Origin of the sequence: Lentzea atacamensis (genome assembly GCF_003269295.1) — a bacterium.
Lineage (GTDB): Bacteria > Actinomycetota > Actinomycetes > Mycobacteriales > Pseudonocardiaceae > Lentzea > Lentzea atacamensis.
This window is the reverse complement of record NZ_QLTT01000001.1, coordinates 1399101-1425835: the sequence shown is the minus strand read 5'-3', so window position 1 is coordinate 1425835 and position 26735 is coordinate 1399101. Positions and strand designations below refer to the sequence as shown.

At 69.2% G+C, this 26735-nt stretch carries 27 protein-coding genes; 15 read left to right on the top strand and 12 right to left on the bottom strand.

The window, feature by feature from the left end:
• The first annotated feature begins 9 nt into the window (after nt 1-9).
• Nucleotides 10-402 carry a hypothetical protein gene (locus C8D87_RS06770; protein ID WP_109636167.1) on the top strand — a complete coding sequence of 131 codons (393 nt, stop codon included), beginning with the start codon at nt 10-12 and terminating at the stop codon, nt 400-402.
• Here C8D87_RS06770 and C8D87_RS06765 read toward each other — a convergent pair.
• A complete protein-coding gene (locus tag C8D87_RS06765; RefSeq protein WP_112225926.1) occupies nt 399-1088 on the bottom strand; it encodes an alpha/beta fold hydrolase in 690 nt (229 codons plus the stop codon). The genes C8D87_RS06770 and C8D87_RS06765 overlap by 4 nt on opposite strands.
• A 55-nt stretch (nt 1089-1143) precedes the next feature.
• Between C8D87_RS06765 and C8D87_RS06760 the strand changes: the two genes are divergently transcribed.
• Nucleotides 1144-1551, top strand: coding sequence for a MarR family winged helix-turn-helix transcriptional regulator (locus C8D87_RS06760; RefSeq protein ID WP_109636170.1), 408 nt, complete (start codon nt 1144-1146; stop codon nt 1549-1551).
• A 43-nt stretch (nt 1552-1594) separates the two neighbouring features.
• Here the strand turns inward: C8D87_RS06760 and C8D87_RS06755 are convergent, their stop codons facing one another.
• The 3 genes from C8D87_RS06755 to C8D87_RS06745 all read right to left on the bottom strand — a co-directional run bounded on the left by C8D87_RS06755 (nt 1595) and on the right by C8D87_RS06745 (nt 4051).
• On the bottom strand, nt 1595-2152 hold the full coding sequence (locus C8D87_RS06755; protein WP_109636172.1) for a TetR/AcrR family transcriptional regulator: 558 nt from the start codon (nt 2150-2152) through the stop codon (nt 1595-1597).
• On the bottom strand, nt 2149-3543 hold the full coding sequence (locus C8D87_RS06750) for a fatty acid desaturase (RefSeq protein ID WP_112225925.1): 1395 nt from the start codon (nt 3541-3543) through the stop codon (nt 2149-2151). The genes C8D87_RS06755 and C8D87_RS06750 overlap by 4 nt, the downstream gene beginning before the upstream one ends.
• Before the next feature lie 154 nt (nt 3544-3697).
• Nucleotides 3698-4051 carry a LysR family transcriptional regulator substrate-binding protein gene (locus C8D87_RS06745; protein WP_112225924.1) on the bottom strand — a complete coding sequence of 118 codons (354 nt, stop codon included), beginning with the start codon at nt 4049-4051 and terminating at the stop codon, nt 3698-3700.
• 14 nt (nt 4052-4065) lie between these two features.
• Here C8D87_RS06745 and C8D87_RS06740 point away from each other — a divergent pair, with 14 nt between their 5' ends.
• Entirely contained in the window at nt 4066-4395 is a 330-nt protein-coding gene (locus C8D87_RS06740; protein WP_233441932.1) for a hypothetical protein, read from the top strand.
• Here C8D87_RS06740 and C8D87_RS06735 read toward each other — a convergent pair.
• Genes C8D87_RS06735 through C8D87_RS06730 form a run of 3 tightly spaced genes read right to left on the bottom strand, consistent with a single transcriptional unit; the run spans nt 4361 to nt 5960 of the window.
• Nucleotides 4361-4711, bottom strand: coding sequence for an MmcQ/YjbR family DNA-binding protein (locus C8D87_RS06735; RefSeq protein ID WP_109636178.1), 351 nt, complete (start codon nt 4709-4711; stop codon nt 4361-4363). The genes C8D87_RS06740 and C8D87_RS06735 overlap by 35 nt on opposite strands.
• Nucleotides 4711-5076: a hypothetical protein gene (locus C8D87_RS46810; protein ID WP_215732202.1), complete on the bottom strand. Its 366-nt coding sequence runs from the start codon at nt 5074-5076 to the stop codon at nt 4711-4713. The genes C8D87_RS06735 and C8D87_RS46810 overlap by 1 nt, the downstream gene beginning before the upstream one ends.
• A complete protein-coding gene (locus tag C8D87_RS06730; protein WP_215732201.1) occupies nt 5070-5960 on the bottom strand; it encodes a serine hydrolase domain-containing protein in 891 nt (296 codons plus the stop codon). Before C8D87_RS06730 ends, C8D87_RS46810 begins: the two co-directional genes overlap by 7 nt.
• Before the next feature lie 338 nt (nt 5961-6298).
• On the opposite strand from C8D87_RS06730, the gene C8D87_RS06725 reads away from it, so the two are divergent.
• From C8D87_RS06725 to C8D87_RS06715, 3 genes are all read left to right on the top strand, one after another.
• On the top strand, nt 6299-7033 hold the full coding sequence (locus C8D87_RS06725) for a carbonic anhydrase family protein (RefSeq protein ID WP_112225923.1): 735 nt from the start codon (nt 6299-6301) through the stop codon (nt 7031-7033).
• Between the two features lie 385 nt (nt 7034-7418).
• Nucleotides 7419-8630, top strand: coding sequence for an MFS transporter (locus C8D87_RS06720; RefSeq protein ID WP_112225922.1), 1212 nt, complete (start codon nt 7419-7421; stop codon nt 8628-8630).
• A 14-nt stretch (nt 8631-8644) separates the two neighbouring features.
• The gene (locus C8D87_RS06715) at nt 8645-9871 is read left to right on the top strand and encodes an MFS transporter (protein ID WP_233441931.1); all 1227 of its coding nucleotides are present in this window, start codon (nt 8645-8647) and stop codon (nt 9869-9871) included.
• Here C8D87_RS06715 and C8D87_RS06710 read toward each other — a convergent pair.
• Nucleotides 9778-10371, bottom strand: a complete 594-nt coding sequence (locus C8D87_RS06710) for a DedA family protein (RefSeq protein ID WP_112225920.1) — start codon at nt 10369-10371, stop codon at nt 9778-9780. The two genes, C8D87_RS06715 and C8D87_RS06710, sit on opposite strands and share 94 nt — an antisense overlap.
• Nucleotides 10372-10600: 229 nt before the next feature.
• On the opposite strand from C8D87_RS06710, the gene C8D87_RS06705 reads away from it, so the two are divergent.
• The 3 genes from C8D87_RS06705 (at nt 10601) to C8D87_RS06695 (ending at nt 14163) form a co-directional block, all read left to right on the top strand.
• Nucleotides 10601-11386 (top strand): hypothetical protein, encoded by a 786-nt coding sequence (locus C8D87_RS06705; RefSeq protein ID WP_233439461.1) that lies wholly within the window; start codon nt 10601-10603, stop codon nt 11384-11386.
• A 169-nt stretch (nt 11387-11555) separates the two neighbouring features.
• Nucleotides 11556-12920, top strand: coding sequence for a gamma-glutamyltransferase (locus C8D87_RS06700; RefSeq protein ID WP_170166331.1), 1365 nt, complete (start codon nt 11556-11558; stop codon nt 12918-12920).
• Nucleotides 12921-12984: 64 nt separating this feature from the next.
• Entirely contained in the window at nt 12985-14163 is a 1179-nt protein-coding gene (locus C8D87_RS06695) for an MFS transporter (protein WP_146771642.1), read from the top strand.
• Here the strand turns inward: C8D87_RS06695 and C8D87_RS06690 are convergent.
• Nucleotides 14141-15250, bottom strand: a complete 1110-nt coding sequence (locus C8D87_RS06690; RefSeq protein ID WP_112225917.1) for a hypothetical protein — start codon at nt 15248-15250, stop codon at nt 14141-14143. The two genes, C8D87_RS06695 and C8D87_RS06690, sit on opposite strands and share 23 nt — an antisense overlap.
• 335 nt (nt 15251-15585) lie before the next feature.
• Here C8D87_RS06690 and C8D87_RS06685 point away from each other — a divergent pair, with 335 nt between their 5' ends.
• Both C8D87_RS06685 and C8D87_RS06680 read left to right on the top strand, forming a co-directional pair.
• Complete coding sequence (locus tag C8D87_RS06685) at nt 15586-16509, top strand: hypothetical protein (protein WP_112225916.1); 924 nt, start codon at nt 15586-15588, stop codon at nt 16507-16509.
• On the top strand, nt 16506-17051 hold the full coding sequence (locus tag C8D87_RS06680) for a histidine phosphatase family protein (RefSeq protein WP_215732200.1): 546 nt from the start codon (nt 16506-16508) through the stop codon (nt 17049-17051). Before C8D87_RS06685 ends, C8D87_RS06680 begins: the two co-directional genes overlap by 4 nt.
• Here C8D87_RS06680 and C8D87_RS06675 read toward each other — a convergent pair.
• Both C8D87_RS06675 and C8D87_RS06670 read right to left on the bottom strand, forming a co-directional pair.
• Nucleotides 17038-18192 carry a metallophosphoesterase gene (locus C8D87_RS06675; protein WP_112225915.1) on the bottom strand — a complete coding sequence of 385 codons (1155 nt, stop codon included), beginning with the start codon at nt 18190-18192 and terminating at the stop codon, nt 17038-17040. The two genes, C8D87_RS06680 and C8D87_RS06675, sit on opposite strands and share 14 nt — an antisense overlap.
• 30 nt (nt 18193-18222) lie before the next feature.
• The gene (locus C8D87_RS06670) at nt 18223-21051 is read right to left on the bottom strand and encodes a S8 family serine peptidase (RefSeq protein WP_170166330.1); all 2829 of its coding nucleotides are present in this window, start codon (nt 21049-21051) and stop codon (nt 18223-18225) included.
• A 209-nt stretch (nt 21052-21260) separates the two neighbouring features.
• Here C8D87_RS06670 and C8D87_RS06665 point away from each other — a divergent pair, with 209 nt between their 5' ends.
• From C8D87_RS06665 to C8D87_RS06650, 4 genes are all read left to right on the top strand, one after another.
• Nucleotides 21261-21650 carry a hypothetical protein gene (locus tag C8D87_RS06665; RefSeq protein WP_112225913.1) on the top strand — a complete coding sequence of 130 codons (390 nt, stop codon included), beginning with the start codon at nt 21261-21263 and terminating at the stop codon, nt 21648-21650.
• A 55-nt stretch (nt 21651-21705) separates the two neighbouring features.
• Nucleotides 21706-22263 (top strand): YdeI/OmpD-associated family protein, encoded by a 558-nt coding sequence (locus C8D87_RS06660; RefSeq protein ID WP_109636210.1) that lies wholly within the window; start codon nt 21706-21708, stop codon nt 22261-22263.
• 47 nt (nt 22264-22310) lie between these two features.
• Complete coding sequence (locus C8D87_RS06655) at nt 22311-22742, top strand: SRPBCC family protein (protein ID WP_112225912.1); 432 nt, start codon at nt 22311-22313, stop codon at nt 22740-22742.
• Nucleotides 22743-22820: 78 nt separating this feature from the next.
• A complete protein-coding gene (locus C8D87_RS06650; RefSeq protein WP_112225911.1) occupies nt 22821-25808 on the top strand; it encodes an amidohydrolase family protein in 2988 nt (995 codons plus the stop codon).
• Here C8D87_RS06650 and C8D87_RS06645 read toward each other — a convergent pair.
• Entirely contained in the window at nt 25743-26687 is a 945-nt protein-coding gene (locus tag C8D87_RS06645) for a CPBP family intramembrane glutamic endopeptidase (protein ID WP_109636217.1), read from the bottom strand. The genes C8D87_RS06650 and C8D87_RS06645 overlap by 66 nt on opposite strands.
• Between the last annotated feature and the right edge of the window lie 48 nt (nt 26688-26735).

Below are 26735 nucleotides of genomic sequence, written 5' to 3'. Positions count from 1 at the left end.
GGTCCTGGCGTGGCGTCGTGGATCGAAGTGATCAACTATGTCCGGCTCCGGCACGAGGTGCTGGAGGAGACCGACGATTGGCTGCGCTTCCGGCTCGGCACGACGGGGGAGCGGACGCAGCAGGTCGCCGTGCACCACCTGCCGGACATGGACGGCACGGCGTGGGTGGAGATCTCCTCGCCCGTCGGCCGCGCAGACGACGTCGACCTGCGCCGCTTCCTCGAACTGGCCGGATCGCCGGAGGTGGGCGGAGGGGCCGTGGTGGACGGCCTCGCGCTGCTCAAGCACGTGGTGCCGCTGGAGGACCTGAGCGTGCGGGAGGAGTTCGAGCGCCCGCTCGCGCTGCTGGTGGCCCGTGCCGACGCCATCGAGCACGAGCTGACGGAGAAGGACCACTTCTAGCCGAGGAGCGCCTCCAGCAGTTCTTCCGGCGTTTCGAGCTGCGGCAGGTGGCCGGTGCGGGGCAGCGGGGTGAACGTCGACCCCGGAATCGCGGCGGCGTAGGCCTTGCCGTACGCGGCGTCGACGATGCGGTCGCTCTCGCCCCACAGCACGTGCACGGGAATCCGCACGTCGCCGAGCCGGTCGAGCAGGGTCGGGTCGGACATCGACGGGCCGGTGTAGCCGATGAGCGCCCGCACGTCAGGACTCGGTCCCGTGCCGGACGGCGTGGGTGCCTTGGCGGGGTCGTGCCACGAGTGCGCCTGGATCTCGGCGAGGGTGAAGCCGCGGATGTCGGTCACGGGGTGGCCGTCGACCTCGACGCCGATCCCGTTGACGATCACGGCCGCGCTGACGCGGGCGCTCGCGCACAGGGCGATCTCCGCGGCCAGCCAGCCGCCGAACGAGTTGCCGAGCACGGTTACGCCGGTGAGGCCGAGCTCGTCCAGCATCGTGACGTAGTGCCGGGCGAGGCCGGTGACGCCGGTCAGTTCCGCGGGCTGGGGAGTGCCGCCGAAACCGGGGTGGGTGGGCGCCAGCACGCGTGCGCCGGCGCGTTCGGCCAGCAGGTTTCCGAACGCGGTCATCGTGTGCACGCCGCCTCCGCCGTGCAGCAGCAGGTAGGTCCGAGGTTCCATGGTGTCCATATAAGGAACCTTAGATAAGCTTCCTTATGTAAGCAACATGGTTAGGATCTCCGTCGTGAAGCACCGCCCCGCTGACGTCGCGCTCGCCGTGAAACGCCTGCAGCACCGCCACCACCGCGCGCTGAGCCAGGCGCTCGCCCCGCTCGGGTTGTCCCTCGTGCAGTGGGACACCCTGCGTCACCTGCACCGGCAGCCGGACGCGTCCCTGCACGACCTCGCGGTCCTGACCTTCCAGACCGACCAGTCCTTCGGCTCGCTGGCGGTGCGCATGGCCGAGCGCGGGTTCATCGAGCGCCTTCCCGGGCCGGGAAGGGCGGTGCGCCACCGGCTCACCGAGGACGGGGAGCGACTGCGGGCCGCCGGCCAGGACGCGGTCGACGCGGTCTTCGCGTCCTCGTTCTCGGGGTTGTCGGCGGAGCAGCTCGACCAGCTTGGCGACCTTCTCGAGGCCGCACTCGCCTAGCGCGTTTTCGAGAGGAACTCGCGCGCAACCTTGCTGAGCGTGGTCAGGCGAGCATCTTCGCGGCCGCCCACGTGACGGCGGCGGCCGTGTCGGCGGGCGAGCCGGAAGGCTGCATCACGTGGCTCAGCACGTGCCGGACGACCAGGTCGACCGCGATGTCGAGCTGGGGTTGCTCCAGCGGCAGCTCGTAGTTCTGCAGGGAGCGCGACACCACGGCCTTCGCCGCGTCCAGCAGCCCTTCGGTGTGGGTGGTGAGCAGCGGCAGCAGTTCCGTGTTCGCGCCGTGCGTCGCCGAGACCACGGCGTGCAGCAAGGCGTTGTCCTGCGCGAATTCCAGCACGCCCCGCACGGCGGCGTTGATCGCGGTGAGGACGTCGCCGGGGTGCTCGTCGAACGCGGCGGTCACCACCGCGAGGAAGCGGTCGAGCTCCGCGAGCACGACCGCTTCCGCCAGCTGGGGTTTGGCGCCCACCTCGTTGTAGACGGTCTGCCTGCTCACGCCCAGCTCGCCGGCCAGGCGGGACATGGTGACCGCCTGCCAGCCCTGGTCGGTGATGAGCTTCGCGGTGACCGACAGGATCGCGTCACGCAGTGGTGTCATGGGGCTCCGATGGAGACGAAGTCGATCTTTTCCCGCACCCCGCAGTCCGGGCAGCACCAGGAGTCCGGCACCGCCGACCACGGCGTTCCCGCCGGGAACCCCTCGCGAGGCGCACCGACTGCGGAGTCGTAAACGTAACCGCACCCCGGGCAACGGCCACCCTCGGCATCCCGGTCGAGCACCGCGACCGTGTCCGGCGCGGGTGCCGCCGCCGGTGCCTGCGGCAGCGGGTAGCGGGCCAGCACCTTCTCCCGCGCGGGCGGGTGGATGTTCGCGCGGCTGACGTCGCCGCCGAAATGGGCGAGCACCCGCGGATCCATGACACGGCGCCACAACGGGGGCACCAGCGCGAGGACGATCATGCCCGCGTAGCCGGTGGGCAGCACCGGCGACTCCTCGAAGTCCCGCAGGGTCTGATAGCGCCGCACCGGGTTCGCGTGGTGGTCGCTGTGCCGCTGCAGGTGGTACAGCAGGACGTTCGTGGCGATGTTGTTGGAGTTCCAGCTGTGGCTGGGGTTCACCCGCTCGTACCTGACACGGCCGGGAATCCCGACCTTCTGCCGCAGCATGCCGTAGTGCTCCATGTAGTTCACGACCTCCAGCAACGAGAAGCCGACCACGGCCTGCAACACCAGGTACGGCAGGATCCCGAGCCCGAGCCACCAGAGCATCGCACCCCACAGCACCGCCGACATCAGCCACGCGTTGAGCACGTCGTTGCCGATGCGGTACGGGTGACGATCACGGCGGCCGTACCGCTTCTTCTCCAGGCGCCAGGCGCTGCGCACGGACCCGGCGACGGTGCGCGGCCAGAACCGGTAGAAGCTCTCGCCGATCCGCGCGCTGGCGGGGTCCTCCGGCGTCGCGACGCGCACGTGGTGGCCGCGGTTGTGCTCGATGTAGAAGTGGCCGTAGAAGCTCTGCGCCAGCGCGATCTTGGACAACCAGCGCTCGTGGCTCTCCTTCTTGTGCCCCAGTTCGTGCGCGGTGTTGATGCCGATGCCGCCGATGCACCCGATCGACACCGCGAGGCCGATCTTGTCCACAACGGACAGATCACCGGTCGCGATCACCCAGAACGCCACCACGAAGCCCGCGTACTGGATCGGCAGGAACAGGAACGTGATCCACCGGTAGTACCTGTCCTGCTCCAGCGCCTCGATCAGCTCGTCCGGCGGGTTCGACCGGTCCAGGCCCGCCATCAGGTCGATGGCCGGAACGATGACCAGCACGACGACCGGCCCGGTCCACAGCCACACACCCCACCCGGTCAGCGAGTGCAGTCCCAGCGCCACGAAGGCCAGTGACGGGACCACCAGGCCGATCAGCCACAGGTACCGCTTGCGGTCCTTCCACTGCTCGGTCGAGCCGGGCGTGACAGTGCCTGTCATCGCGTTCCTCCCGTCAAACCGACTTTACAAAACCGTAGGAGATGTAAAACCGATTTGACAAGAGAGCGCTAGTTGTAAAGTGGTCTTTCTCGGTTCACCGGTACGCCTGAGCCGCCGCCTCGACGAAGCTCCTGACGAGCGGCTCGTCCTTCCGTCACGCGGTCACGACGGGGCTGGGCGGCAGGTCCGTCACCGGCACGACCGCCAGCTCGCCCAGGTCGTGACCGAGCGGGGCCAGGCCGACGGTTCCGCTCCACAGCACGGACTGGACGCACTCCTGGACCGCGCGGACGACCGGCCCCTGCCGCGGTTCGCCGCCGTTCCAGTGGTTCCGCCAGATCTCGTCGGTGCCTTCCTGGAACTGGAACCAGTCCCGGCCGGCGAGATCGCCGGTGGTGAGCCGGTCGCGCCGGGCGAGCGGATCGTCGGGTCTCAGGACCGCGCCGATCGGATCTTGGCGCAGCACAAGGGTTTTCAGGCCCGTCGTGTCGAACGGGCCGCGGGTCAGGCGACGTCCACCTGGTGCGTGCGCTGTCGTGGATCGGGGTGCTGGACCGGCTCATCGCCGCCGAGCCGCGGATCGTGGTGCCTGGGCACGGCACGACGGGTGGCCGCGAGGTGTTGGACGGCGTCAGGGACTACCTGCGTGAGTCGCGGGACGAGACCTGGCGGCGGCGGGACTCTCCCGGCGTCGTGGCCGAGGTGCGGGAAGTCCTGGTGGGCAGGTATCCCGAGTGGACCGGGCGGGAGTGGATCGAACGCGGGGTCGGGTGCCTGTGCGCTGAATGGTCAGCTCGCACGATTGCTTCAGTGTTGACTAAAGATAGTCCTCCCCGAGGTGGGCACGGATGACCTTCTTGGGTACGCACATCGTCCAGGCCCCGATGACGAGCTCGGTCATCTCCTCGACGTCCAGCTCGGCCATCGAGGCGTGCACCCACTGGAACCGCATGTCGGACTGGCTGGGGAACGCGAACTTCACCGGGTCGCTGGCGACGAGGGCCTCGCGTTCCTCGCGCGGATAGCCGAAGCCCAGCACGGTTTCGTCGCGGGACAGCGCGGCGTAGACGATCTGGCCCACGCGGAACTTCACGCGGTCCCGGATCAGGTGTTCGGTGGTGCGCGGCAGCGACAGCGCCACGGCACGGATGTCGGCGACGGTGACCATCAGGCAATCCTGTACGCCGCGGCGCCGTTGTGCAGGAACTTGGCGCGACCGCCTTCGTCGGAACCGATCAGGGACATGACCTCGTGGCCGCTCGTGGTGATGATCGTGCTGTCACCGAGCCGGACGACATCGACGGGGTCCTTGCGGTCGCCGAGGAAGGAAGCAGCCAGTTCGTTGCGCGGACGGTAGAGCAACGTCGTGCCGTTCAGCGTGATGTCGTACAAGGGATTGCGGTAGGTGCCGCACATCCAGTCGTCGATCGGTGCGGGGTTCGCGGGTGGCGTGGGTGGTGGTGCCGTTTCGATGCCGGTCGCGTTGAAGATCTCGTGGGCCAGCGGCTCGCCGTTGGTGCTGTTGGTCAGCACGGCCACTGCGAGGCCCGCGGACGCGTCGACTCCAGGAAAGCCTTCTGCCCCTTGGAAACGCCGGTGTGGCCGACGACGCCGCCGGGGTAGATCATCCAGCCGAGTCCCCAGCCGGCGATGCCGTCACCGAAGTCCGGGACCGCGTCGAGCTGGGGTTCGCGCAGGGCCGCGAGCGCCGGGTCGGTGAGGTGGTGGCGGACGAAGGCGAGCAGGTCGCGGGCGCTCATCGCGAGGTGCGAGCCGCTGGGGGCGGTGCAGCAGGAGACCGCCCACTTCTTCGTGGGCACGGTCCCGGTGTGGCCGACCGCGGCACGGTGCAGGATCGCCTCGTACGGGGTGGTGGCGACGGTGTCCAGGCCCAGCGGTGTCACCAGGCGCTCGCGGAGGACGTCGTGGAAAGGCTTGCCGCGCAACACTTCCACGAGCCTGCCGAGCACCGTGAACCCGGTGTTGGAGTAGGAGAGGAGGGTGCCGGGCGGGAGGAGGTGCTCCTCCTCGGCGAGGGTGGCGACGAACTTCTCGATGGCGTCGTCGTTGCCGCCGGTGTCGGTGAAGTGGTTGGGCGCGATGCCGCTGGTGTGGGTGAGCAGGTGGCGGGAGGTCACGGCGCCGGTCGCGGCCGGGTCGCTCAGCCGGAAGCCGGGCAGGTGGTCGCGGACGGGCCGGTCGAGGTCCAGCACGCCTCCGCGCACCAGCTGCTGGACCAGCGTGGCCGTCCAGACCTTGGTGATCGAGCCGATCTTGAACACCGAGCCGGTCGTGGTCTCGACGCGGGTGCGCGTGCTCAGCACTCCAGCGGCGTGGTCCTGGATCTCCCCGTCGGTCAGCACGGCGACCTGTGCGCCGGGTACGTCGTACTTCGCGATCAGCTCGCTGAGGTCCATCACGCAATCCTGCCCGGTGTGCTGGTGTTGCGGTGACCACTTTGCGGCATTCGGGTCACCCAATTCCAAATCTGGCAAACAGGAGCGAATCGGACAATTGAGATTGAGAACCTTCTCGTTCACCAAATTGTTGCGCCACGTCGCTTTCCTGACCCGTTCACCAGCGTCGTCACCTGCGCATCCGGCACCTTGCGGCGCCCGGTCGGCTTAGTCGGATTCCACCCATACCGGACTTTGTGGAGGCTCGCCGCCAATTGAGACCGGAACTAATTCCGGAACAGTGAGAGCGTGGCCACACTTCTCTCCTCTTTTCACTCGATCGGGTGAAAAGTGTGCCAATGAACTTGAAACGGTCCCTTCCGGCTCTTCTTCCGCTGGTGCTCTCCGCGTCCTTCTTCGCGGGCGGCACGGCTGAGTCGGGGACACCGAAGCAGAGTCCCGTCAACGTCACGGCCAACGCGATCCGGTTCGACCCGCACGCGCCGAAGCTCGACGTCACGTACGGCTACTCCGCGCTGGAACTGAAGTACGTCCGCAAGGATGCGGCCAAGACAGACGGCTGCACGGTCCGCGACCACGAGGAAACAGAGGAAGCGGAGGTACAGCCCGGATCAGGGCACGTCACGGTGGCCGGCACCAGATACGACCTGGTGCAGTTCCACTTCCACACGCCGTCCGAGCACCAGTTCGGCGGCCGCAACACCCCGCTGGAGATGCACCTCGTGCACCGCAGCGCGGAGGGCAAGCTGCTCGTCGTCGGCGTTCCGCTGGTGGTCGGCTCGCACTCCGCCGTGGACGACGTCCTGGCCAAGCTCGCCCCCGAGTGCGGCGACCCGGTGGACATCGAGCCCATCAACCTCAACCGGTTGCTGCCGCTCAACCACCACACGCTGCACTACACCGGCTCGCTCACCACGGCACCGTTCACCGAGGGTGTCGAGTGGTACCTCACGACCGAGCAGCACGTGACGGCCGAGACCATCGCGCGCTTCAAGGGTCTGTTCAGCGCGGGCAACGCTCGTGCGACGCAGCCGTTGAACGGTCGGACGGTGGTCGAGGTCCCGCGCATCTGATCCACCGTCAGCCGAGAAGGCCGGTTCCCGTTGTGGGGCCGGCCTTCTTCGCGTGACGGGGCCGGTGGGACGCGCATGGCGTGGGGGTGTGACGTACGCACCGGCGTGACGTGCCGCAGCGGCATGACGTGTGTGGTGGCGCGACGTGTGCGCGCTGGGGTGTGACGGGCGGTGGATTGTGTGATGTGCGAGGTGTGAGGCCTGGTGCCGGTGTGGCGTGGAGTGAGGTGACCGCCATGGGCTGACCTGGCGAGGGCTGAAGCCGTCACGCACCCGCGCCGCCCCTTGCCGTGACGAGCTTCACCGATACAGGAGTCGCGTGCAATTGCCCGCGTATGCAACTATTGCTCACGCTGGCAACCTACGACTTCAAGGACTGTGTGACATGCCTGTCGCTCTGCTCGCCCTGGCGATCAGCGCCTTCGCCATCGGCACGACCGAGTTCGTGATCATGGGCCTCCTCCCGGAAGTGGCAACGGACCTGGGCGTTTCCATCCCCTCGGCCGGTCTGCTGATCTCCGGTTACGCACTCGGCGTCGTGATCGGCGCACCGCTGCTGACCGTCCTCGGTGGACGACTGCCGCGGAAGAAGATGCTCCTGGCGCTGATGGTGCTGTTCATCGCGGGCAACCTGCTCTCCGCCGTGGCCGAGACCTACGGCGTGCTGATGAGCGGCCGGGTGGTCGCGGCACTGGCGCACGGCGCGTTTTTCGGCGTCGGGTCGGTCGTCGCCGCTGACCTCGTTGCGCCGCAACGCAAGGCGAGCGCTATCGCGTTGATGTTCACCGGTCTTACCGTGGCCAACGTGCTGGGAGTGCCGATGGGTACGGCGCTCGGCCAGGAACTGGGCTGGCGCTCGACGTTCTGGGCGGTGACCGCGCTTGGTGTGATCGGCCTGCTCGGCGTCCTGTTCCTGGTGCCACAGCAAGAACGGCAGGCCGGCAACCTGCGCGGCGAACTGGCCGTGTTCCGCAACCCGCAGGTGTGGCTCGCACTGCTGATGACCGCGCTCGGGTTTGCGGGCGTCTTCGCGTCGTTCACCTACATCGCGCCGATGATGACCGAGGTCGCAGGCTTCTCGTCGGGCGCCGTGACGTGGCTGCTGGTGCTGTTCGGCGTGGGGCTGTTCGCGGGCAACCTGCTGGGCGGCAAGGCCGCCGACCGGTCGGTCATGAAGAGCATCGTCGTCATCCTGGTCGTGCTGGCCGCGATCTTGACGGCCTTCGTGTTCACCGCGCACTCGATGCCGCTCGCCGCCATCACCATCGTGCTGTTCGGCGCGGCCGGGTTCGCGACGGTGCCGCCGTTGCAGATGCGGGTCATGCAGACGGCCGAGGGTGCGCCGGCGCTGGCGTCGGCGGCGAACATCGCGGCGTTCAACCTCGGCAACGCCGGGGGTGCGTGGCTCGGCGGGCTCGCGATCGGGAACGGGCTCGGCTACACGGCGCCGAACTGGATCGGCGCGCTGCTGGCGGTCGGTGGGCTCGTGGTGGCGGGTGTTTCGATCGCGCTGGAGAGGCGTGTGAGGAGTGGCACGGCCCCGGAGTCTTCTGAAGCGCGTCAGAACGACCGTAAAATCGTTCCGGTAGCTAACTAACTCCGGGGGAGCCTTTGAACACGACCCGCGCCATGGCCGCGCTCGCGCTCGGCGGGTTCGGCATCGGCACGACCGAGTTCGCGACGATGGGCCTGCTGCCGCAGATCGCGGAGACCTTCCGGATCCCCGACTACGAGGCCGGTCACGCCATCAGCCTCTACGCCGCCGGCGTTGTCGTCGGTGCGCCGCTGATCGCGGTGCTCGGCGCCAAGCTGCCGCGCAAGGGCATGCTGATCGGGCTGATGCTCGCGGTGGCGCTGGGCAACGGGTTGTCGGCCGCGGCGCAGGACAAGACGCTTCTGCTCGTCGCCCGGTTCGTCGCCGGGCTGCCGCACGGTGCGTTCTTCGGCATCGCGGCCGTGGTGGCGGCGACGCTCGTGGCTCCTGAACGGCGCGGTACGGCGGTTGCGCGCGTGATGGTCGGTCTGACCGTGGCGAACCTCGTGGGTGTGCCGCTCGCGACGGCCGCGGGTCAGCAGATCGGCTGGCGCACGGCGTACCTCGCGGTCGCGGTGATCGCGTTGGTGACGGCGGCGGCGATCGCGGCCTGGGTGCCGGTGGTGCCGAAGGCCGAGGGCGCGTCGATGAAGGGCGAGGTTCGCGCGTTCGGGCGTCCGACCGTGTGGTTCGCGATCTTCACCGGCATGATCGGATTCGGCGGCATGTTCGCCGTCTACTCCTACGTCGCCCCGCTCACGACCGAGGTCGCCGGGCTGCCGTCGAGCGCGGTGCCGTGGATGCTCGCGGTGTTCGGCCTCGGCATGACGCTCGGTGCGACGTTCGGCGGCCGGTTCGTGGACCGTTCCTCGATGGGCTCGGTGTTCGGCGGCCTGGTCGCCGTCTGCCTGATCCTGGTCCTGTTCGGGCTGACCGCGACGATCCCGTTCCTCATGTTCGTGTTCCTGTTCCTGCTGGGCTTCGTCGTGCAGATCCTCGCGGCCGCACTGCAGATCCGGCTCATGGACGCCTCACCGGACGCGCCGTCGCTCGCGTCCTCGTCGAACCACTCGTCGCTCAACGTCGCGAACGGCGCGGGCGCGTGGCTCGGTGGCCTGGCGATCGCGGCGGGCTGGGGCTACACGTCCACGGCGTGGGTCGGGGTGGCTCTGTCGCTGGCCGGTCTGGCGATCGCGGTCGCCTCGGTCGTCTACGAACGGCGTGCCTTCACGCGGGAGACCGCGAACCACACGACGGCGATGGCCAGCGCGGCCAGCACCGCCGTCGAGACCCACCCCAGGTAGCGGTCGACGAGCTCGTAGTTCTCGCCGAGCGCGTAGCCGGCGAGGATCAGCGCGGTGTTCCACACGAGGCTGCCCGCCGCGGTGTAGAGCGTGAACTTCGCGATCGGCATCCCGGACACCCCGGCGGGGATGGAGATCAGGCTCCGCACGACCGGCACCATCCGCCCGACGAACACGGCCTTGGTGCCGTGCTTGTCGAACCACTCGTCCGCTTTGTCCACATCGGACACGGTGGCGAACGGCAGCTTGTCGGCGATGCGGCGCATCCGCTCGAGTCCGAGCCACGAACCCAGGCCGTACAGCACCAGCGCGCCGACGACGGAACCAGCGGTGGTCCACAGGATCGCGGCGATCAGCGAGATCTTGCCCTGGCCGGCGGTGAACCCGGCCAGCGGCAGGATCACCTCGCTCGGCACCGGTGGGAACACGTTCTCCAGCGCCACCGCGAGCCCCGCACCGGGTGAGCCCAACGCCTCCATCAGCCGCGTGATCCACTCCATGGCTGTCGAGTTACCCGTTTTGCCCGGCTCCTCAACCTCCGGTGGAGCCGGCTCTCCCGCGCCGACGCGGTCCGGCTGGCGCTCAAGCTCCGATGAATCTTGTCAAGTTTGGTCATCCGGCGGCACTTTCGTTGACACCGCCGGTCGAGACCTCCTACCTTCGTTGACGTAAGGACATCGCTCTCCGCCGCCCGCCTGTCGTACGCCGCCAGGAAGGACGCACCGAACGATGGAATCGCGCATCACCCGCAGGGCAGCTCTCACAGCGGCCGCCCTGATGCTCGTCACCGTGAGCCCCGCGGAGGCTCTCGCGCCCGCGTGGCACCCCAACCCCGCGACCGACGGCCTCAAGGCGTTCGAGGGCATCGAGGTCGACCGCGGCAACAGGTTCCCCGAACGCAAGGGCAAGTACATCGTCGTCGAGGGCGACCACTACCGGTTCAACATCTGGAAGAACGACCGCGACACCACCGGTGGCGGTGACCGCCAGCGCACCGAGTCCAAGGGCATGGTGACCAACGGCAGCGCCATCAAGATGAAGAACGGCGAGACGTGGGTCATCTCCTACGAGATGTACATGCCGTCCTCGCTGCACGGCACGAGCAAGTTCACACATATCTTCCAGACCAAGACACCGTCGACCAACGGCGGGCCGTGGACGACCCTGTCGTTGAGCCGCAGCGGTAGCACCGAAACCATCCGGGCGCGCGCGTTCGCCACGTCCGGCGCCCCGGACATCGCCTCCACCAACCTGGCCCCGCTGCGCAACAAGTGGGTCACCGTCGAGTGGACGATCACGCCGGGGTCCAGCGGCACCGTCGGCTTCGTGCTGCGCAACGGCACGGGCGCGAGCGCGCCGATCGCGGTGCAGGGCAGGCGTTCCGGCGTGCGGATCCCCGACGAGGGCGACTACGTCCGCCCGAAGTGGGGCATCTACCGCTCGGTCGAGAGCGCCTCGTCCGACATCATCGACACCTACATCAACTTCCGGAACTACAGCGCGACCAAGAAGTAGAACCAGCCCAGGTGGTCCGCTGATCCATGATGCCGTGACCGGCAACCTCAGCCGCGTCTTCCGGCGCTCAGCAGGGCGCCGCGCCACGATGCACCCGTCTGGCCGTCGAAATACGGGGCCAAGGCTGCCGGTCACGGCACCAAGGTCTACCGTTGTCTGCCTTCTCTTCGTGGAGGTAGACGGTGCGAGGCGCGATCGCGGCGGGCCACCCGCTCACCGCACAGGCGGGCGCGGCGATGCTGCGCGCCGGGGAAACGCGGTCGACGCGGCCGTCGCGGCGATGCTGACGTCGTGCGTCACGGAGCCGCTGCTCACCGGGCTCGGTGCCGCCGGCTACATGCTCATCGCCCCTGCGGGGGAAACCCCTGTGCTGCTGGACTTCTCCGCCGAGGCACCGGGCCGCGCCGCGTCGGGCGAACGGGCGCCGCTCGACCCCATCACCGTCCACTTCGGTGACGCCGAGCAGGAGTTCCACGTCGGACCGTCGTCCGTCGCCGCCTACGGAATGCCCGCCGGTGCCGCGAAAGCCGCCACCTACGGCCGCGCGCCCCTCGACGAACTCGTGGCCACGGCGGTGAAACACGCCCGCGAAGGCCACCGCGTCAACCGGTACCAGGCCTACGTCACCGCACTGCTGCTGCCCCTCGCCCGCAGCGCGGGCCTGACCGCCTTCGAGGAAGGCGAGGTCCTCGTCCAGCCCGAGCTCGCCGAGTCACTCGGACGGCTCGGCCGGGACGGCGCCGCCCCGTTCTACACCGGCGACATCGCGGCCGCGATCGCCGACACGATCACCGCGAACGGCGGCGAGCTCAGCCGTGCCGACCTCGCGGCGTACGAGGTCATCGCCCGCGAACCGCTGCACGCGCGGCACCGCGGCCGTGACGTCCACACGAACCCGCCACCCGCTGCGGGTGGCGCGTTGCTGATGCAGATGCTGGAAGCGTTGCCGGACAACCCGTCGCAACGAGACCTCATTCGCGCGATGGCTGCCCCGAAGGCACACCTGAACCGGCTCGGCTCCACCACGCAGATCTCCGTGCTCGACGCCGACGGCACCGCGTGCTCGGTCACGACGACGAACGGCGCGAACTCCGGGATCTCGATCGCGGGCGTGCACCTGAACAACATGATGGGGGAGGAGGACCTGTCGCCCGACGGGTTCTTCAGCCACGCGCCCGGCGACCGGTTGCCGTCGATGATGTCCCCGACCGTCGTCACCCACGACGGGCAGGCCGAGCTCGTGCTCGGCAGCGCGGGTTCCAGCCGGATCTGCGGCGCGATCCTGCAGGTGCTCGTGAACGTCCTCGACCGCGGCATGCCCGCCCAGGACGCCGTCGACGCGCCCCGGCTGCACCTCGGCGGAGACCACCTCCACGTGGAACCGGGAATTCGGCCGGAAACCGAACTGCCGGTCACGTACTTCCGCGCGCCGAGCATGTTCTTCGGCGGCTGCCAGGTGGTCGAGATGACCGGATCCGGCCTGCTCAGGGGTGGGGGAGATCACCGTCGGGACGGCGCCGTCGTCATCGTGTGAGATGTTGACCGCATAATGGGAAATCCGGTTTCTTGATTCACCGGCCGGCACGCACGATGGCGTGGTGACGGCACTCAGCGAGCGATCCTCCTCGCCGCTCCTCTCCCGGACTTTCCTCCAACTCTCCGCCATCAGCGTCGTGTCCGGCGTCTCGATGGCGTTCGCAATGCCGTTCCACTCGTTGTTCCTGACCTCCGAGGTCAGGGTGACGCCGGTGCAGCTGAGCGCGTTCCTGATCGCGAGCCCGCTCGCGTCCGTGGTCGCCAGCACGATCATGGGCAAGCTGTCGGACGGCCGGGTGCAGCGCCGCTACCTGCTCGTCGCGGGCGGCGTGGCCGGCACGATCGGGTACAGCTTGTTCGCCGTGTTGCGCGACTACTGGTTCCTGCTCGGCACGGCCGTGGTGTTCGTGGCGATCACGTCGTCGTTGCTCCCGCAGATCTTCGCCTATGGCCGCGCGGTGTCGCGGGGACCGTCGATGATGGTCAGCGTCCTGCGCACGCTGCTCTCCGTCGCGTGGGTGGCCGGGCCGCCGCTGGCCGCGCTGATGGTCGCCAAGACCGGGTGGATCGGGCTCTTCGCCGCCACGGCGCTGCTGCAGCTCGGCGTCGCGGTGCTCGCCTTCACGCTTCCGGTCCCCGTGGCACAGCCGGAGGAGGAGAAGACCGAGGAGGAGGCCGGGCCGTCGCGGGGCGGGATGTCGGTCGTCGCCGCGGCGTTCGTGTTCCTGCAGGGTTCGGTCGGGCTCGCGGTGAGCGGCCTGCCGCTGTTCGTCACGACCGAGCTGCGCGGCACGGCGGGGGACGCCGGGCTCGCGATGGGGCTGTGCGCGGCGCTGGAGATCCCGATGATCCTGTGGTTCGGGTCGCTGGCGAACCGGATGTCCCAGCACAAGCTCGTGATCCTGGGTGCGGTGATCGGGTTGAGCTACCACGGCCTGATGCTGCTGACCGACGCCGTCTGGCAGGTGATGGCCGCGCAGCTGCTGCACGCCACCGTCATCTCGCTCGTGATGGGTGTCGGCCTCACGTACTTCCAGAGCCTCGAACCCAGCCGCCCCGGCCACGCCTCGACGATGTTCAGCAACACCCAGATCGTCGGCGGCATGATCGCGGGGGCGCTCACCGGCGTGTCCCAGCAGCTGGGCTTCCGCTGGATCTACGGGTTCAGCCTGACGATGGTCGCGTTCGGGCTGGTCCTGCTGGTCGTCGCGGGCAGGGTCACTGGATCGTCGAGGCCGTGACCTTCGGCTTCTCTCCCACGCCCAGGTAGAAGATCCCCTTGATGGTCTCGAAGCCGGCACTCGGGTTGCGGCGCAACGTGGAGCCCTCCACCGACATCGAGCCCGAGTTGTCGTTGCTGACGAAGAACACCGCGCCACCGCCCTCGTTGGCGTGGTTGTCCTCGATCAGCGAGCCCGCGATCCGCAGCGTGAACGTGTTGCCGTCGTTGTAGATCGCGCCACCGCTGCCGCCGCCCGGCGTGCCCGCGCGCGCCGGGTTGGCGCCACGGCCGATGGCCTTGTTGCCCTTCATCAGGCTGTTGAGCACCACCCACGACGCGCCGATGCTGCTCAACGCACCGCCGTTGGAACACACACCGCCCTCGAACGTGCTGCTGGTGACGTAGACCGGCACCTTGTCGGCCCAGTCGGTCACGCGGATCGCGGCACCGCCGAGGTCGGGGCCGTTGGCGTCGCACTTGTTGTTGGCGAAACGGGAGTTCACGACCTTGAGCTGACCACCGCGCACCATGATCGCGCCGCCGCCCCCGCCGTCGGCCGTGTCGCCGGTCGAGTTGCCGTCGGCGAGCGTGATGTTCTGGACCACCAGCCGCGGCCCGTTCTGGTCGAACACCCGGCGCTGTCCCTGGCCGCTCAAGGTGATCCGGCCGCCGCCGTCGAGGACGGTCTTCGCGCGGACCTTCGCGGTGGCCGCCAGGGGCACGGTGTGCGGGTTCGGCCCGCAGTTGAACGTGATGACCCCGCCGGCTGCGACCGCGTCGACCACGGCCTGCGACGTGCAGCTCGCGGGCGTGCCGGTGCCGATCACGCGGGTGGGCTTGGAGGTGTCCTCGGCGGCGGCCGCGGCCGGTACGGCTGCGGAGCCGTTCGGGTTGCCGAACCTCGCGGGAGGAGGCGGAGGTGGAGGCGGGGGAGCGGGCGTCGGAGCCGCGGCGCTGCTGCTCGGAGGTGGCGTCGTGGTCACGACCGAGACGGTCGGCGGCGACGACGCCGCGGGTAACGGTGCGGCGACCGGGTTGCCGGGGATCGCCGTGCCGCAGCCCGCCACGAGGACGGCCAGCAGCACGACCACCTGTCTACCTGACATGGCGGGCACCCTAAACCTCCTGTCGCGGCGGGCAAAGTGCGCACGGAAACGCCGTGAGATCAAGGCGTGCTGCAGGTGTTTCCCGAACGTGACCCAGAAACCGGGACAAGATCCGGTTCTTGCCCGTGTTCCGGACGGGTGTGCGCAGGTGTGAGGCGGTACTTAGCTTGACTCACGAGTCAGTTTTCGGACATGCGCTGGACCGGTGGCTGTGACGGAGTGTGGACAAAATGGCGTAGCGGTCTACACAGCGTGCGGTTAATTGACGTCAAACGACATGTTCGTGAAAGAACCACGCGTTCGAGTGGCGCTGTGTCCCTGGCACACTGCGCTCCGTGCCGACCCACTCCCCCGAGGAACCCACCGAGCGTCATCTCGCGCCCGATCCGGCGTTGATGGAGGCTGCCCGCGCCAGGGGTCGCGAACGCTGGGCCGCCGCAGGTGACCTTCCGGCGCCGGAGGAGAAGCCGCCGGGCCGTCAGCTCAAGCTCAAGCCACGCATCGCCGTCATCGTCGCCGTGGCCGCCTTTCTCGTCCTCGCCGCAGTGGTGGCCGTGACGTCCGGTGGCGGGTCCGGCGACGCCGGCACGGACACGGCGCAGCCCTCGCACAGCTACGTGCCCGGTCTGATCACGCCGCCGGAAGCGTTGCCGGACGAGTCGTCGTCTGCGCCGTCGAACAGCATGAACCCGACGCTCGCGTCCTCGGCGCTCGGCCTGATCCCGCCGACGACGACCCAGCCCGCCCCGCCGCCCGTCGACAACAACCGCGCGCCCAGCGGTGCCAAGTCGCTGACGATGGGGCCCGGTTGCGGCGGTTACACCGGCGTCGGCTCGTACCGCGACGGCCGCAAGGGCTGGGTCGACCACGGCGACGGCAAGTGCGGCTCGACGTTCGTGTCGATCCCGATGTCCGGCGACCCGCGCCGCGACGACCCCTCCGCCTACGCGCAGTGGACGTTCGCCGTGTCCGGCACGTGCGAAGTCTCGGTGCACGTCCCGAACGGCAACCTGGAGGAGGTCGGGGGTAACCCGACCGTGTACTACGTCTACGACCGCAACGGCGTCGGCGGCACCCCGATGGCGTCGTTCGCGATCAAGCAGGTCGAGAAGCGCGGCCAGTGGGTCAGCGCGGGCAAGTTCAAGTCCAGCGGAAACCTCACCGTGCAGCTGCTCACCCGAGGTCAGGACTGGAACAACTCCGGACCGACCTACGCCCATCACGCCGCGAGTGCCGTCAAGGCAGACTGCACGGCGTGACTCGAGATCTTCACCTGGTCCGGCACGGCGAGGCGACGAAGGACGGGACGAGGCTGACCGCACGCGGCCGCAGGCAGTCGGAGCTGCTCGCGGAACGGTTGCGGGACCTCGGTTTCGCGGCGGTGCACCACGGTCCACTACCGCGCGCGGCGGAGACCGCGTCGATCATCGCCGAGGTCCTGCGGGTGCCCTGCCGCGTCGAGGCCGCCGCCGACGACTACGTGCCGCACTTCGTCCCCGACCACGACGAGTTCTTCACCCGGTTCCCCGAGTCCGAGCGCACCCGCGGCCCGGCACTGGCGCACGAGGCCGAGACGCGGTTCGCCCGGCCCGGCGACGGCCCGGTGCTGGTCGTGACGCACTCGTTCCTGATCGGCTGGCTGGTGCGGGACGCGCTGGACGCCCCGCCGGAGCGGTGGCTGTCGCTGAACCACGACAACGCGGCGCTGACCGTCATCCGCTACGCGACGGGCAAGTCACCGCAGTTGGTCAGGTTCAACGACAGCGGACATCTTTCCGGGGGGCACCTCAGCTCGCTTTGAGCGTGAGCAGGGTGATCTCACTCGGTGCGAACACGCGCATCGGCGGGCCCCAGAAGCCGGCGCCACGGCTGGTGTAGAGCTGCGTGCGGTCGCTGTGCCTGCTCAGGCCGGCGACCACCGGCTGCTGCAGGCGCACCAGGTAGTGGAACGGCCAGATCTGGCCGCCGTGCGTGTGCCCGGACAGCTGCAGGTCCACGCCCGCCTCGACGGCCTTGCGGATCTCGGACGGCTGGTGCGCGAGCAGCACGACCGGGTCGCTGCCGCTGGTGCCGCGCAGGGCGAGGGCGAGGTCGGCGGCGTGGCCGGGCTCGCCGGAGTGGTCGGCGGTGATGTCGTCGATGCCCGCGAACACCAGCCGGGCGTCGCCGCGTTCCAGCACCACGTGCTCGTTGTGCAGGGCCTTCCAGCCGAGGCGGGTCATCAGGTCGATCCAGCCCTGCGCGTTCGAGTAGTACTCGTGGTTGCCGGTGATGTAGAAGCGGTGCTCGGTGTCGACGTCGCCGAGCGGGGTCGCCTGCTCCAGGCGCTGGTCGGCGGTGCCGTCCGCGATGTCACCGACGTGCACGGCGACGTCGGCGCCCAGCCCGTTGACCGCCTCGACCATGCCGCGCGACCACTTCGCGCGGTTGATGGCGCCGTAGTGGGTGTCGGTGATGACCGCGACGGTGAGGCCGTCGAACGCCGGGTCGAGGCGCGGGATGGTGACGTCCTGGCGCTTGACCCGCGGCACGCGCATGGCCTCGTAGACGCCGTAGACCGTCACGGTGACGATGATTCCGGCCAGCAGCACCGCGATCAGGCGGGAGCGGAACGGGTTCTCGACGCCGCCGATCGCGAGGGCGAGCCGCAGCACGTCGGTGATCAGCGTCCAGACGAACGCGATCCAGACGAAGCCGAGCAGGAACTGGGAGATGCGCGCGGCCCGGTCGCTGTTGCGCTGGGTGAACAGCACGATCATCGCGATCGCGGCTCCGGCGAACACGATGCCGGCGATCGGGCGAACCGGGTCCGGCCATTCGGCGCTCGCCGCGAACAGTCCTTCGAAGGGCACCCAGAAGAGCAGCGCGGTGACCGTCAGGAGGACGAGCGTGAAGACCACGCGCCGTACCGTGATGCGGGGCCGGGTCGCGGTGGTCGCCATCGCTCATCCTCCTGAGTTGTCATTTCCAATCTATGTCAACGCGCGGATGATGGTTTGTGCGCCCGAGTTGCCGTAGACGTCCGTCACACGTGTTCTGAGGGAAACCGGGCCGGGTTTCACTTTGAGCAGAACTCCGCGGTCGCCGAACAGGACGTACGGGCCGGGCTGCCACGTCTTCCCGTCGTCGTAGGACACGTCCACGGTGAGGTTCCTGGTGCGGCCGGCCGTGGTCGTCTTGTCCAGGCGGAACGGAATGTTGCCGCCGTTGCGGTCGTCGAACCGGACCGAGGTGAGGGGGAGCGGGTCGGTGCCCTCCTCCGACTCGAACTCCCAGGCGGTGTGCACCTCGGCCGTGGTGGCTTCGAGCCGGTACCTGGCCTTGCCAGGTGGCACCTGGAAGACGCCGCCGTCCGGGTGCGGGGTGCCGTCGACGAGCTTGCCGTCGCGGCGCAGCTCGGTGGTGCCTGCCAGGCCGGCGTCGCCCGCGATGCCATAGTGGCCGGGCGTCGAGTCGGACAGCAGCGCGAGGTTCGCGGTGATCACGTTGCCGCTGCGGTGATGCCGGGTCGACGTGACGGACGGGCCGAGTGCGCCGTGACCCCACTTCTCCTCGTAGCTGCGGCCGTTCGTGTACCCGCGCCAGGTCTGTGCCTGCCGGACGGCCTGGTCGTGCAGCTGGCCCGCCCACCACTCGATGTCGCCGGTCGAGTGGTGGTACGTCGTGTGCTTGCCGGGGAACCGCACGTTCTCCGCGCTGTCGCCGGGCGGTGGCGTGGACAGCGGGTGTTCGGCGAACGTGATCCACTCGCCGATGGCTTCCGGACCCGCGATCGTGGCCGTGGACCTGGCCAGGTCCGCGTCACTGACGCCGGGAAGCGTGGCGGTGACCGCGTTCTCCTCGCTGACGGCGATCGCGCACGTGGTGGCTTCGCCGCCGCAGGTCGTGCTGCCGGGGACGTTCCTGACGAACTGGACGGCCGTGTAGATCATGCTGTCCGCGCTGCCCGGCACCACGTAGACCTCGTGGCCCTGGCTCGCGAACGCGGAGCCGTTCGGTGTGCCGAGGCTGGTGCCGATGTAACCGGTGCCCTTCTTGCCGTTGACGGTGGCTTCGACCCGCTGGCCCTGCCTGGCGTCCAGGGTGACTTCGGCGCCGTCCGGCCCGATCGTGACGTCCTTGCTGACGAGGGTTTGCGACGGTTCCCACGGCGGTCGGCCGTCGACCGGGCTCGGGACCCAGGCGAAGACGGTGTAGCGGCCCTGCGGGATCTCACCCTGGAGCGCACGGCCGTTGCCGATGCCGCCCGCGTAGAGCTTCTTGTTGGTGTGGTTGGCCATTGCGACCAGGAAGCCGTAGCCGCCGGTGCCGTTCGGCGCGTTGGCGCGGTCCCGCGACTGGACCTTGATCTGAGCGGTGGCCTCGGCTTTCTGCTGGTTCGAGATCGCCGTGCGGATGACGTTGTTGTTGTCGCGCGCGATGATGACGCCGGGTTTCGTGGCTTTGAACGTGGCGGTCGCGGTGCCACTGGCCGGAACCTCGACGGTGGTGCGGTCGGCTTCCACGCCGGCGGGCAGGTGCAGGGTGAGCTTGACCGGCTGGTGGCCGTCGTTGCGATAGGTGACGGTACCGGTGTCCTTCAGCGTCGCCGGTTCGGCGGTGAGCCGGGTTTTCGTCGCCCTGTCGAGGTTCACGACACCGGTGCCCTGTTCGAACACGGTGGCGCCGATCGGGTCAGCCGTGTTCGTGAGGGCGGCTTTGAGGCGTGCGGGGGACCAGTCGGGGTGCTGGCCGGCCAGGATCGCGGCCGCTCCCGTGACGTGCGGGGTGGCCATCGACGTGCCGCTGGCCAGGGTGTGCCGGTCGCTGATCGGGTAGCCCATGCTCGTGCCCTGCGCTCGTGCCGCCGCGATGGCGTGTCCGGGTGCGCTGATCTCGGGCTTCACGGTTCCGTCGGGGCGCGGGCCGCGGCTGGAGAAGTAGCTGAGCTGGTTGTCCTCGGTGACGCTCGCGACCGCCAGTGCCGCGTCCGCGGCCGCCGGTGAGGCGACCGAGTGTTCCCGCCCTTCGTTGCCCGCCGCGGCAACGAAGAGCATGTTGTGCTTGGCGCTCAACGCGTTCAGCAGCTGGCTCAGCTCGTCGGTGCCGTCCGTCGCGTCACCGCCCAGGCTGAGGTTCACCACTCGCGCGCCCTGCTCCGCGGCCCACTGCAGGCCCGCGATGACCGCGGACTCCTCGCAGAAGTGCGGCCCGCAGACCTTGCCGATCAACAGGTCCGCGTCCGGTGCCGTGCCCGGCTCCGGCCCCGAGCCCGCGATGATGCCCGCGACGTGCGTGCCGTGGCCGTGCTCGTCGGTGACGTCGTCCTGCTCGGTGAAGTCCTTGGTGGCCTTGATGCGGCCTTTGAGATCGGGGTGGTTCTGGTCGACGCCGGTGTCGAGGACGGCGACCTTCACGCCCTTCGCGGTGTGGCCGCGTTGCCAGGCCTTCTGTGCCTTGATCTGCCGCACGCTGTCGCGGTCGAGCGGCTTGAGGATCCGGTCGGGGGAGATCTTCGCGATGCCCGGCAGTGCCTGGGCCTGGTTCGGCGCGTGCGGGTTGAGCCGGCGCCACAGGTCCTCGGTGAGTTTTGTGGCCGTGAGCCGTTCGTCGGTGTGGCGGATGATGACCTTGCTCGTCGGTTTGGTGACGTCGAACAGCCGCATGTCCAGCACGCCGTTGATGACGAGCTGCTGAGCGTCGAACGGGATGACCGACACCCGCCCGTCGTCGACGGTCTTGAGGAACGGGATCCGCTCGCGTCCGGGTGCGGGCTTGATGACGACGTTCGGTGGCTTGCCGGGTCGTGTGACGACGTTCACCCGGTCGCCGGTGATGAGGACGGTCCCAGTTTGCGTTGGAGAGGCAACCGCCGGGGCGACCGCGAGTCCTGATATCAAGACCACGGCCGTCGCCAGCACAGACCTGCGAAACGTTTTCATGCAGGTCACGCTTCCGGCGGCCGTCGTTCCGGGACAAGTGCCGGAACGGCCACAACCGTTCACCGACAAGCCGACGCGGAGTAGGGCCCATGATCTTTTACACCGACGAGGAGAGCCGGACGCTGCGCACCGCCGTGTACGGCGCGATGCTGCTGGTCTCCCACGCCGACCCCGGCCCCGTGCTGGAGGAGCGGTTCGCCGGCCTGCGCGCGCTCCAGAACCTGTCGCCCGACCTGCGCGGTGTCATGGGTGCCGCCCGCCCGTCCGTGCCCGCCGGTACCGACGAGGAGATCGAGCCGGTCGTCCTGGAGGCTCTGCGCCGCTCGATGAAGATCCTCGCCGCCCGTTCGCCGGAGGACGCCGTGTCGTTCCCGCGCTCGGTGCTGGCGATCTGCCGTGAGGTCGCCGAGGCCGACGGCGTCGTGGTGGACGCGGAGGACGCGATGGTGGCTCGCATCGAGGGCGCGCTCGTCCTCTGAAAGACAGGCGGAAAAGTGCTCATTCGGTGAGCACTTTGGGCGTGATCCTGGATTCATGAACACGTTCCTCGCCGCCACCGCCGACGACTGGCGTTCCTGGCTCGCCCAGCACTCCGGCAGTGAGAAGGAGGTGTGGCTGCTCATCCACCACAAGGACAGCCCCGTGCGCACGATCCGCTACGCGGAAGCGATCGAGCACGCGCTGTGCTTCGGCTGGATCGACAGCCACCACCGCAAACACGACCACGCCAGCTCCGCGCTCAGGTTCAGCCCTCGCCGGTCCGGCAGCGGCTGGAGCGCCGTGAACCGCGAGCGCGCCGCGCGGATGATCGCGGCGGGCCTGATGACACCGCGCGGCCAGGCGCTGGTCGACCACGCCAGGGCCACGGGCACGTGGGAGATCCAGGCCCCCGGCGACCTCGACGCGGCCTTCGCGGGCAACCCCGTGGCGCGCGAGAACTTCGACGCGTTCCCGCCGTCCTCGCGGAGGCTCATCCTGGAATGGGTCGCGCAGGCGCGCAGGCCGGAGACCCGGCAGCGGCGGATCACCGAGACCGTCGAACTGGCCGCGGTGAACGTGAGGGCTCATCATCCCGCTGCCAGGCACGGGTGAGCCCCCGACGTCCTGCGGAAGCGTTCCGACGGGACTAACCTCCGGCCATGAGCGTGGATGTGCGGCCCACTGTCGTCGTGCGCAGGCCGCGGGCCGAGGTCGCGGCCTACATGTTCGATCCCGCCAACGACCTCGCGTGGACGGGCGGGATCACCGCGAGCAGGCCGGAGCAGCCGGGGCTGCTCGCCGAGGGTGCGACCGTCGTACGCACCGCGAAGTTCCTCGGCCGCACATTCGACTACGGCTACGTGGTGACCGCGCACGAACCGGACCGGCTCGTGGAGATGAAGGTCGACAAGCCGTTCCCGATGATCGTGCGGTACGAGCTGGCGGACGTGCCGGAGGGGACGAACGTCGCGATCGGGGCGACCGGGTCGCCCGGTGGGTTCTTCGCGGTGGCAGAACCGTTGATGCGGTGGCAGGTGCGGCGCAGCATCGCCGCGGATCTCCGGCGTCTGAAGGAAAACCTCGAGGGCTAGACCGAATGGCCGATGTGTGCGGCCTGCCCGGTGGCAGGGTGGATCTCCTAGGGGATCGACTCTCGGGGGAGTGCCGCCATGGAACTGTCGCGCCGTGAACTGCTGACCCGCACCGGCCAGGCCGCCGCGGTCGCCACCGCCGCGTCCACGCTCACGATCGGTACGGCGCAGGCCGATCCGGGCGTGAAGCTGACGCAGGGCACCAACATCTCGGTTTCCCGTTCCGCCGACGGCAAGTGGCTGGCGATCGACCTCGTCACGGCGATCTGGGTGCTGCCGGCCGCGGGTGGCACGGCGCGGAAGCTGACCGACGAGCTGCAGGACGCCACGCTGCCGTCGTTCGGTCCCGGCAACCAGATCGCGTTCCAGTCCTATCGAGACGGCAACTACCACCTCCACGTCATCGGTCTCGACGGCAAGGGGCTGAGGCAGCTCACGCGGGGCAGGTACGACCACCGCGAACCCGCGTTCTCGCCGGACGGCAAGAAGATCGCGTTCGTCGGCGACCGCGCCGGCAGCTACGGCGTCCACGTCCTGGACGTTGCTTCCGGAGCCATCACGCAACTGACGGGTGCGCCGGACGAGGCCGCGGCGCCGCAGTGGTCCAGGGACGGCCGGCGGATCATCTTCATCTCCGGCAACACCACGGTCGACGTGGTTTCGTTGGACGGCAAGCGGGAACGGCTCGTCACGGCGCCCACGGGAATGCAGCTGTTCGGGGCCGCGTTCGGTCCCGGTGACCAGCCCAGCTACACGCTGATGCGGCCCGGTCAGGCCGAGCTGATGCTGGGCACCAGCGCTGTCGTCACCGGGCAGGACGTCTTCGGGTTCGCACCCGTGTGGGACGGCGACCGCGTCCTCTACACCGCGGACGGCAAGATTCGCTGGTACGCCAACGGTTCCGTCACAGACATCCCGTTCGAGGCCACCGTGCCGGTGCGGAAGGTCGAGCGGCACCGCACGAGAAACCTCCGCGGCGGGCCGGTCAAGGGCATCGCGGGGCCGGTGGTCTCCAGCGACGGGAAGATCGCGTTCCGGGCCCTCAACGCGCTCTACCTCCTCAGCAACGGCAGGACCACGAAGCTGACCGACGGCAGGTACTTCGACTCCGACCCGGACTTCTCCCCGGACGGCACGAAGCTCGTCTACGCCAGCGACCGCACCGGCGCCGCGCAGCTCTGGGTCCGCGACCTGAAGACCGGCGAGGACAAGCTCTTCGCACCAGCACCGGGTGCCCAGACCACCCCGCGCTTCTCCCCGGACGGCACCAAGGTCGCCTACGTGGACCACGACGGCCAGGTCTGGATCGCCGACGCCGCCGGCCGCCGCCAGATCACGTCCACGCTCTTCCAGCCGGGCAGGCCGACGTGGTCCGCGGACGGCACGGTCGTCGCACTGGCCGCGGTGAAGCCGTTCTCCCGCAGGTTTCGCGAGGGAACCAGCCAAATCCTGAGCGTCGACCTGGCGAGCGGCGAGCTCAAGTACACCGAGCCCATGCCGTTCCGCTCCATCGCCACGCGCGGCGACGACGGTCCCGTCTGGTCCCCGGACGGCAAGCACATCGCGTTCGTCGTGGAAAGCGTCGCCTGGGTCGTTCCCGTCGACGCCAAGGGGAACTTCCTCGGCGAACCGCGGCAAGTCACCCGTGAGGTCACCGACTCGCTCGCGTGGCACGGCAACGACGCCCTGGTGTATCTCAACAACGGCAGGCTCCGGAAGTCCACTCTGGACGGCAAAGCCTCCACGATCCGCGTGAACCTCGACTGGAGGAAGCCCGGGGCCCCCGAGCGCAAGGTCGTCCGCGTCGGCGCCTATTGGGACGGTGAAGCGCAGGACCTCCGCCAGAACGTCGACATCGTCGTGGAAAACGGCTGTGTCAAGGAAGTCCGCCCGCACCATGGCCGCGCGGACGTCGACGCCTCGGGGCTGACCGCCATCCCCGGCCTGATCGACGCCCACAACCACTGGCACCTCCGCGGCCGCCAGTGGGGCGCGCGGCAGGGCAACGTGTGGCTGGCGTACGGCATCACGACAGTCCGTTCACCCGGTGACCCGGTCTACCAGATGGTGGAAACCCGCGAAGCCCTGGCGGCGGGAACCCTGACCGGGCCACGCTTCTACGCCACCGGCGAGGCCATCGACGGCTCCCGCGTCTACTACAACTTCATGCGCCCGACGCTCAGCAAGGCCCAGCTCGACCTGGAGCTGCGCCGCGCGCACGAGCTCGGCTACGACATGATCAAGACCTACGTCCGCCTGCCCGTCGAACTGCAACGCGCCGCCGTCCAGCGCTCGAAGGTCCCGCTGTCCTCGCACTACCTCTACCCGGCCGCCAACCTCGGCATGGACGGCATGGAACACGTCGGCGCCACCAACCGCCTCGGCTACTCCCACACCGTGACGCGGCAGGGCAAGGCCTACCAGGACGTGGTGTCGCTCTTCACCAGCTCCGGCATGTCCATGACACCAACGCTCTTCCACAACCGCGCGCTGTTCGCCGAGGACAAGTCGCTGGCCACCGACGAACGCACCCGCGTCCTCTTCCCGCCGTGGGAGTACGAGCGCTACCTCGCCGACGCCAACAGCGGCGGCGCGGCCTCCTCTGCCCACATCCTGCGGAACTGGGTCGAGTTCGCGCTCGCCGTGCACCGCGGCGGCGGCCTGGTCATCTGCGGCACGGACGCACCGCTCGACGCCCCGGCCACCGCCACCCACATGAACCTGCGCGCGATGGTGAAGTACGGCTTCACCCCACGCGAAGCCCTCGTCACCGCCACCCGCAACCCGGCCCGCTGGCTCGGCCTGCCGCTCGGCGCGATCAAGCCGGGCGCGCCCGCGGACATCTCGTTCGTCGAGGGCAACCCGCTCGCCGACATCAAGGCGGCGGCGAACGTCAGGCAGGTCATGGTCGGCGGCCGGGTGCACGAGATCGCGGATCTGCTGAAGCCGTACCAACAGGCCCAGTCCATGTCCACAACGGACACTCTGGAACCGTTGCCGTCAGCGCAACACAAGCCGTGGTGGCACGAACCGGAGTGGGCCGAGCACGTCTGCTGCGACCACTGACCTACCTGCGCAGTCGTGAGATCGCCAGGAACGCCGCCATGGCGACCAGCAGGAACACCGGCACGAGCACAGGGTGTCCGGCCCGGCCGGGGTGGCCGACCAACCGGCGTCGCGGGACGCGCCGTCGATCGTGACGCGGATGACGGTCAGGTAGGTCAGATGCAGGGCGATGGACGCCCAGAGTGAACCGGTGGTGATCCTGGCGACCAGCAGAGCCGCGCCGAAGACGGGGTACAGCACCGCGTACGCGACCGGGTCCTCGCCGGCCGGGGCGAAGCCGGGCGCCGGCACGTTCTCGCCCAGCAGGGTGCCCACTGCGGCGTGCACGACGGACGAGGCCGCGCCGGCGAAGGTGAACAGCAGCACGGTGGTGAGGAACGCCGTCCACCTGCGCAGCGCGTCGTCGAGCGTGGTGTAGACGTACCCGCGGAAGACGAGCTCCTCCGGGAACGCCTCCAGTGCGAAGGCGATCAGCGCGTTGACGACCAGAAAACTCACCAGCTTCGGCAGGTCGAGCGTCCCCCAGGACAGCCAGCCTGCCGCCGTGCCCGCGCCGAACACGACCGCCGCCGCGCCGCCCGTGACCAGCAGGCCGAGCCCGAACGCGCGCAGGCCCGCCGCACCGCCGGTGAGCCCGAGACCGGACAGCGGCCGGCGGTCGATCCGCTTGCGCAGCAACACGATCAGCGACACGGCGAGCGCGAGACAGATCACGGCGGCCAGCGCCTGGCGCGGAGTGCCGCTCAGCCCGGTGCGGGTGGCGACCGCGCCCGCGGTGCCGAGCGCCACCGCCATGACGCAAGCACCCGCCACGGCCCGTGCGATGGCTGCGATCCGGGACGGCTCCTTCAGCGGTCTCTGCGACTGGGTGTTGACCATCAGTTCCCCCTCGGTCTTATTTCGGTCAACTGTACAGAAACCAAGCTC